This is a genomic window from Paraburkholderia sp. SIMBA_053 (genome assembly GCF_046534895.1).
Lineage (GTDB): Bacteria > Pseudomonadota > Gammaproteobacteria > Burkholderiales > Burkholderiaceae > Paraburkholderia > Paraburkholderia caledonica.
The window spans coordinates 1-259 of the sequence record NZ_JAWRXU010001017.1 but is presented as its reverse complement, the minus strand read 5'-3'; the positions used below and the strand labels follow the sequence as shown (position 1 = coordinate 259).

Genomic DNA, 259 nt, shown 5'->3' with positions numbered 1-259 from the left:
CGATCAGACGCGAGACTGCCTCGGCGAGCCAAGGGACCGTCAAGGCGCTCTTCAAATCGGCGGGTGTTACGTTCCCGTTGCCGTCCCCTTGCCGCTTAGCCGCCTTTTCCAGCTTCCCGATCAACGGCCCGGCATTCACTGTTGCCGCAACAACACTGAACTCCTCCTCCTCGCCATCAAGCAACTGCTTGGCCTCGAAGAGGTTGCGCCTGTACATGTCCAGCAGCGGAATGCTAGTCGTATCAACCGTATCGAAGCC

1 pseudogene is annotated in these 259 nt (G+C 59.5%); it reads right to left on the bottom strand.

Going from position 1 to position 259, the window contains the following annotated elements:
* Positions 1-259, bottom strand: a pseudogene (locus SB753_RS38705) (muramidase); the annotation flags it as partial.